This window comes from Wenyingzhuangia sp. (assembly GCF_039768515.1).
Lineage (GTDB): Bacteria > Bacteroidota > Bacteroidia > Flavobacteriales > Flavobacteriaceae > Wenyingzhuangia.
This window is the reverse complement of sequence record NZ_JBDNAI010000046.1, coordinates 1-6,602: the sequence shown is the minus strand read 5'-3', so window position 1 is coordinate 6,602 and position 6,602 is coordinate 1. Positions and strand designations below refer to the sequence as shown.

The window sequence follows — 6,602 nt, the reverse complement described above, 5'->3', positions numbered from 1 at the left end:
ATAAGTTTATTTTTATACGTAGGAGTCGAAGTTATCGCTGGCGATACCATTATTGCATATGGTATTTCCTTGGGGATTCCTGCTGGAGATTCTAAATTCTTTACAACATTCACCCTAATGGCCATGGTAGCTACATATGCTATTGGAGTTGTGCTTATTCCTAAATATTTAAGCCAAACTAAAGCCTTAAGACTAAGCGCACTTTTGGGCATCCTTTTTTCTATCTGTATTCTTTTTACGAGTGGATTCACATCTGTATTGTTTGTCGCTGCTCTTGGGATTGCTAACGCACTTGTTTGGCCAGCCATTTGGCCATTGGCACTTCAAGGATTGGGTAAATTTACTAAAACTGCTTCTGCTTTGTTGATCATGTCAATATCTGGGGGTGCTATAATTCCTCCTTTATATGGAAGCCTAGTGGACCAATATAAATTGATATTGATTTCTGAAGGAATGAATCATCTTCTTGCAACCGCAACTGCATCAACAAAAGGGTATTGGATATTAATACCCTGCTACACTTTTATTTTATACTATGCAATAGCAGGGCATAAAACGAATCTAAAGAACAAATAATTCCCATCTACACCTTACTTATTCACCAAATACATTTCACTTGCCTAAGCTATGTTTTGATGGTATACACCCCATTGATTTTATTTATTTTTTAAATATTTTCATAAAAAATACATTTTACTTAATATTTTATTATATTTTTACACAAGTTGTTAAATATAGTTTAATAGCTATGAAAGAGAAATAGAAGTTTTAAAGTGTTAATCTTGATAAAAGATTAGCACTTTTCTAGTTTAAAATACTACACTCTATCTATATCTCACATAAAAATTCATTAGAACAAGAAGCAAAGTATGTAAACAATACATTACCTATATTTGTTGGATATACATTTTAAATTTATGAAACCTACACACTTATTTTGTAAAACTATCCTGTTTCTTATTATGGCTAATACGCTTGGTTTTGCTCAAGTAGTTTCTAACGCAATGGAATTAGAGAATGCCATTGCAAACGCAGTCCCTGGAACAACAATAGAACTAACTGATGGAATATGGAACGATACTTTTATAAACATTTCTAATAATGGTACTGCCAACCAACCCATAAAGATCGGTGCTCAAAATCCAGGATCCGTTTGGATGACTGGTAACTCAAGGGTAAAAATAAGTGGTTCGTACCTTACCTTATCGGGATTGGTGTTCAAAAACCCTGAAAATTTAGTAAACAATGGCGTTACAATTGAACCCATCTTTGAACTCAACAAGTGTGATCATTGCAAAGTAATCAACAATAAAATTGATCACTATAACGGTACAGAAACCCAAAAAACAATGAAATTTAAATGGGTTTATATCATTGATGGCAAACACAACGAAATTGCTTATAATTCATTTGTCGGTAAATATGGAATTGGTAGTATTATCAATGATAATAGAATTTTATCTGAAGCCGACTATTTAAAAATTCACCATAATTATTTTGCAGATAGGACGCCCATCAATGGCATCAACGATGACAACGATCAAGATGCTATCAGAATTGGAGTTAGTTCAACTTCTCTTTCAGATTCTTTTTCTGAAGTTTATGAAAACTATTTTTACAACTATTTTGGAGAAATCGAGGTTATTTCTAACAAATCTGGTCACAACAAATATTACCACAACACCTTTAGAGACTATGGAGGATGTTTGACTTTGAGGCATGGCAACAATTGTGAAGTTTATGGAAATTTTTTCTTTGCTGAAAACAATTTCTTCACTGGTGGGGTCCGTGTTATCGGTGAAGGACACAAGGTATACAACAACTATATAGAAGGGACTAACTACAGAAAACCCAGTGGTTCTGGGTCCAATCTCACCGGTGGAATAAATGTAATGAATGGAGTACTAAATTCTCCTCTTAACGAATACTTTCAAGTAAAAAACACACAAATAATTAATAACACCCTTGTAAACTGTGATTATGCCCTGAGAATCGGAACAAAAAAAGGGGGTAACGATCAAGAACCCGTAAACTTAGTTGTCGCTAACAACATCGTATACAATGCTAGTATTGAAAGCTATGAGGTAACTACAGCACCCAGTGGCAATTCTATTTCCGAGGGAAATATAACAAACTTAGCAGAAAATGAACTGATTGATGATGGTAATTTCCACCGCTTGACCAGCGAAAGTAGTCCTGTTGACGCAGGAATTGGTCGCTACTCATTTTTAGAGTATGATATCGTGAAAGGGCTGAGTAATACCCATTTCGATGCAGGTGCAGAAGAGTACGGTTCTAGTGGTAGTCACCTACCCTACACCGCTGCAGATGTAGGTGTGAGTGTAGGTTTTGGTGCAACTAACCAAAATACTTTAAGTCTAAAATCCAATCCATCAAAAAACAAGAATATTAAGATCTATTCCGCTCCTCTGGATCCGAAGCGATTAAATATTTCATCTATGACCACCCCTATAAAAACCATTGAAATATTTACCTTGGAAGGTAAGAAAGTACAGAAAATTGAGGAAGTCAATAAACAAACCACTACAATAGACATCACAAATCTACATCAAGGGATCTATGCCATAAAATTAAAAAATATTGGAACAGTTAAATTTGTTGTAGACTAAAGTCATCATCGATCGCGAGCAAACCACTTATTAGCTATGCTGTTCTTTATCACACAGCATTCCTCATTTAATCAATAATCACTGTAAATTCTAAAGCCAAAGGGTTCAGTGTTTTGAATAAAGTAGACAACAAGTCTTTCCCATAGTATTCGTAATATTCTGAAAAATTACGATACCTTTCCTCTAAAGATTGGTTTGGGAACAAATCATTTTGAATGATTTCTATGCGGGTAACCAAATCATACATCTTTTTCTTTTCTGCCTTTAACAATCGTTTTTCTAAATGATCTAACCCTTTCAATTGTTTTTTTTCTTGAGCTTTTATCGCTCCCATAAAAGAGGGATCCGTTTGTAAAGCAATTTGCTCCAGGCTTTTAAAACTTTCCTTCAATTGTTTGCGTTTGGCATTAAAATCAAAATGAATATCCGATTTCTCTTTCACTTTTTCTACAATCAGTTGGTTTTGAGACAAAAACAAATCTTCCACACTAACTTCTAATTTATTTAGTTTTTTATGTTGCTTTTCGGTAATCAATAATGCGGAATTACGGAGCAACAACATGGGAAAAGGAACCTCAAAAGCTTTAAATGTTGATTTTAACTGCATCCAATATGACAACTCGCCTCCCCCTCCAACATAGCAAAGGTTGGGTAAAATGACTTCTTGATATAAAGGCCTCAGTAACGCATTCCCAGAAACATTATCATTACTATTTTCTAAATGTTCAAAAATATTTTCTGGAGATGAAAAACTAAGCGCTCTGTTCTGAACCTTATATCCCTCTTTTGTTTTTATGATTCTCTCTCTAAAATTGTGACCAGAATAAAAAAGATTAATTTCTCTCGGGTGAACCTGTTGTGGATAGGATTGAGCTCTCAAATGTTCACCTGTCTTTGTTACTTCTTTATGACTTACTTGCTCCTTCAACTCTTTTAGCGCATAAGGCTTGAATAGGTTTTTTAATTGTTGATCATCACCATCAAGCACAACCAATCCATAGGTTCCAAATAATGCATTCACCAAATAGCGAGTGGCATCTGCTAAGTTTGTATGCGCAACGTAAGATTTCTTAAACAAATCTCTCAATTCTTGTGCTTGAACTCCGGTATTCAATAGAGCAGAAAACTTTTGATAAACATCTTCAAGTCCATCAGTGGACATTTTTCCAACAGCCCCACCAGACTCTTTTTCCCAAAAAATTTTTTTATTCTTAAAATTAAAATATTGGATTTCCTCAAGATCGTGATCTTCTGAGGCCATCCAATATATAGGTACAAAGTTTTGATTGGGGTACTTCTCTTGTAACTCTTTGCACAAATTGATAACCGATACGATTTTATACAAAAAATATATAGGTCCAGAAAACAAATTCAGTTGGTGACCTGTTGTAATGGTAAATGTATTGGGCAAAAGAAGTTTGTCTAGGTGTTGTTGAGTCAACTCACCTGTAGATGTATTTTTGTACTGATGGGTTAAGGCATCGACCAACACTTTTCTATTTTCAAATGGAAAACCCTCAGTTTTTTCTTCTATTTGAGCCGAAAAATTATCTAGGGATGGAAAACGATGATAAAAAGACTGCACACTTTTCTTTTCTTCTAAATAATCAAGGATCATTTTAGAAAAATAATTGGTCTTCTTATATGGTATTTGAAAACTATCCATAGAATATCATAATGCTTCTACAGGGCAAAAAACAATATTGGTTATTGATCTATAGACCCCAAAACACGTTTCATAAAATTATTTAACGCTTCTTTCTGAGGAACCCCATTCTTAATATCTTTATCAACCTCAATAGCACCATATAGATTGGATATTATTTCTCCGATCACGTCTAATTCTTCATCTTTCAAAGAACTAACCTCTGTAAGGGCCTCTAAAGTTTCTAGTGTTTCATGGACGTAATCTACGTCATTCTCAGCAATAAACTGAGTCATGTGTTTAATTATCGGTAGCTTCATCTATAAATGATTTTAAAACATCTGTTTTATTTGTTTGCACTTGATTCAATAATGAACCATTTTTAAATACCGCAAATGTTGGCAAGTTACTAACATCAGCCAATTGTCTTGATGCAGGATTTTTTTCAGCATCTACAACTAAAAATTCTGCTCCTTCTACTTCTCTCGAAAACTTTTTGAATTTAGGTTTCATGATTCTACAATTTCCACACCAACCGGCAGAATATTGTACAAAAAGCAATGCATTGTTGTTTACTTCTTCTTGAAGCGTATCAGTAGTTAACTCTCTCATGATCAATATGTTGTTTAATTAAAATAATGAAAACTGGAACCTAAAAAACCGGATGATTGATTTCATCAACTTTAAGCATCCGGTCTGTTTTTGTTTAAATGATAAACTTTTTTGCTTTTTGAGCAATCTAGTTTTTAGCTAAGTAAGCTGCTGTCCCTTTTGCGTCTGGAGACATAGCCTCTTTTCCTTCTTCCCAATTTGCAGGACAAACCTCACCATGAGACTGTACATGAGCATAAGCATCTATCAATCTTAAAAACTCATTTACGTTACGTCCTACAGGCATGTGGTTAACTCCTTCGTGGAATACTGTTCCTTCCTCATCTATTAAATACGTTGCACGGTAGGTAACGTTGTCTCCTTCTTTGATGTAAGTCTCTGTTTCCTCGTTAAAAGTTTCGCTTGCAATGTCTAAAATCCCTAAAACTTCAGATAAATTACGATTAGAATCTGCCAATAAAGGATAAGTAATACCTTCTATACCTCCATTATCTTTGGCTGTACTTAACCAAGCAAAGTGTACCTCTGGTGTATCACAAGATGCTCCTATAACTACCGTATTTCTTTTTTCAAACTCTCCTAAAGCTTCTTGAAATGCATGTAATTCTGTTGGACAAACAAAAGTAAAGTCTTTTGGGTACCAAAATAACAACACTTTTTTCTTGTTTTTCTGAGCTTCTTCTAAAACATTTACTTTAAAAGTATCTCCTAATTCGTTCATTGCATCAACTGCTAAATTTGGAAATTTTTTTCCTACTGCTGTGGCCATAATTATTTTTATTTATGATTAATTTTCTACTACAAATTTACATCCATTGTTCCATTAAACAAATCAATTTCTATCTATTGTTCTTATTGTAGTATTGTTTTTATCTATGTTTAACTTTCAACCCTCAATTTTTAGAATAAAAAATATATCTTTATTTGTAAACCTTTACTTTTACTAACGACCAACACCAAAACATTACCATCATGAGAATCATTCTTTTTATCTTAGCACTAAACATGAGCTTATACGCTCAAAATAAAAATGGTCCAACAGCTTCAAATTTAAAAATTGCATATGTAGCAAGTGGCTGCTTTTGGTGTGTAGAAGCTATCTATGAGAGCGTACCTGGCGTAACAGAAGCCATATCAGGGTATGCAGGAAGTGACGTTAAAAACCCAACTTATAACACCATCAAAGATACAGGACATGCAGAGACCGTTGCCATCTACTATGATGCTCATAAAATTTCGTTTTCAGAATTGATTGATATTTATTATCTATCTCAGAACCCAACTACCTATGGTCAACATCCTGATTTTGGAAAAAACTACCGCTCTATTATTTTTTACAACAACACTAGAGAAAAAGAGATTGCAACGTTGAAGTTTAACCAGATCAATCAAACTTTGGACGGAAAAGCCATCACTGAAATAAGAGCACTTGATCATTTTTATCCAGCTGAGGACTATCACCAGAATTACGAAAAAAATCATCCCGAAAACCCCTATGTACAGCAGGTGTCAATTCCACGCTTGAATAGGTTTAAAGCTAAATATTTTAAAAACTAATTAAATCATTTAAATAGCATAGCAATGAAAACAATGACGTGTCAACAACTAGGAGGAGCCTGTCAACAAGAATTCAAAGCCGAGACTTTTGAAGAACTTGCAGCAATGAGTAAAAAGCATGGAATGGAGATGTTTAAAAAAAATGACAAACCACATCT

At 34.1% G+C, this 6,602-nt stretch carries 6 protein-coding genes and 1 pseudogene; 3 read left to right on the top strand and 4 right to left on the bottom strand.

All coding sequences use genetic code 11. The features are described 5' to 3' along the window. Nucleotides 1-576 (top strand): annotated as a pseudogene (locus tag ABF281_RS02985) (glucose/galactose MFS transporter); the annotation flags it as partial. 386 nt (nucleotides 577-962) lie between these two features. Further along, complete coding sequence (locus ABF281_RS02980; RefSeq protein ID WP_347180214.1) at nucleotides 963-2,630, top strand: chondroitinase-B domain-containing protein; 1,668 nt, start codon at nucleotides 963-965, stop codon at nucleotides 2,628-2,630. 67 nt (nucleotides 2,631-2,697) lie between these two features. Here the strand turns inward: ABF281_RS02980 and bshC are convergent, their stop codons facing one another. From bshC to ABF281_RS02960, 4 genes are all read right to left on the bottom strand, one after another. Next, the gene (gene bshC, locus ABF281_RS02975) at nucleotides 2,698-4,296 is read right to left on the bottom strand and encodes a bacillithiol biosynthesis cysteine-adding enzyme BshC (RefSeq protein WP_347180213.1); all 1,599 of its coding nucleotides are present in this window, start codon (nucleotides 4,294-4,296) and stop codon (nucleotides 2,698-2,700) included. 41 nt (nucleotides 4,297-4,337) lie between these two features. Next, entirely contained in the window at nucleotides 4,338-4,595 is a 258-nt protein-coding gene (locus ABF281_RS02970) for a hypothetical protein (RefSeq protein WP_347180212.1), read from the bottom strand. After that, entirely contained in the window at nucleotides 4,576-4,887 is a 312-nt protein-coding gene (locus ABF281_RS02965) for a thioredoxin family protein (protein WP_347180211.1), read from the bottom strand. Before ABF281_RS02965 ends, ABF281_RS02970 begins: the two co-directional genes overlap by 20 nt. A 127-nt stretch (nucleotides 4,888-5,014) precedes the next feature. Continuing rightward, on the bottom strand, nucleotides 5,015-5,656 hold the full coding sequence (locus ABF281_RS02960; RefSeq protein ID WP_347180210.1) for a peroxiredoxin: 642 nt from the start codon (nucleotides 5,654-5,656) through the stop codon (nucleotides 5,015-5,017). Nucleotides 5,657-5,859: 203 nt separating this feature from the next. On the opposite strand from ABF281_RS02960, the gene msrA reads away from it, so the two are divergent. Beyond that, nucleotides 5,860-6,444 (top strand): peptide-methionine (S)-S-oxide reductase MsrA, encoded by a 585-nt coding sequence (msrA, locus tag ABF281_RS02955; RefSeq protein ID WP_347180209.1) that lies wholly within the window; start codon nucleotides 5,860-5,862, stop codon nucleotides 6,442-6,444. Nucleotides 6,445-6,602 lie beyond the last annotated feature (158 nt).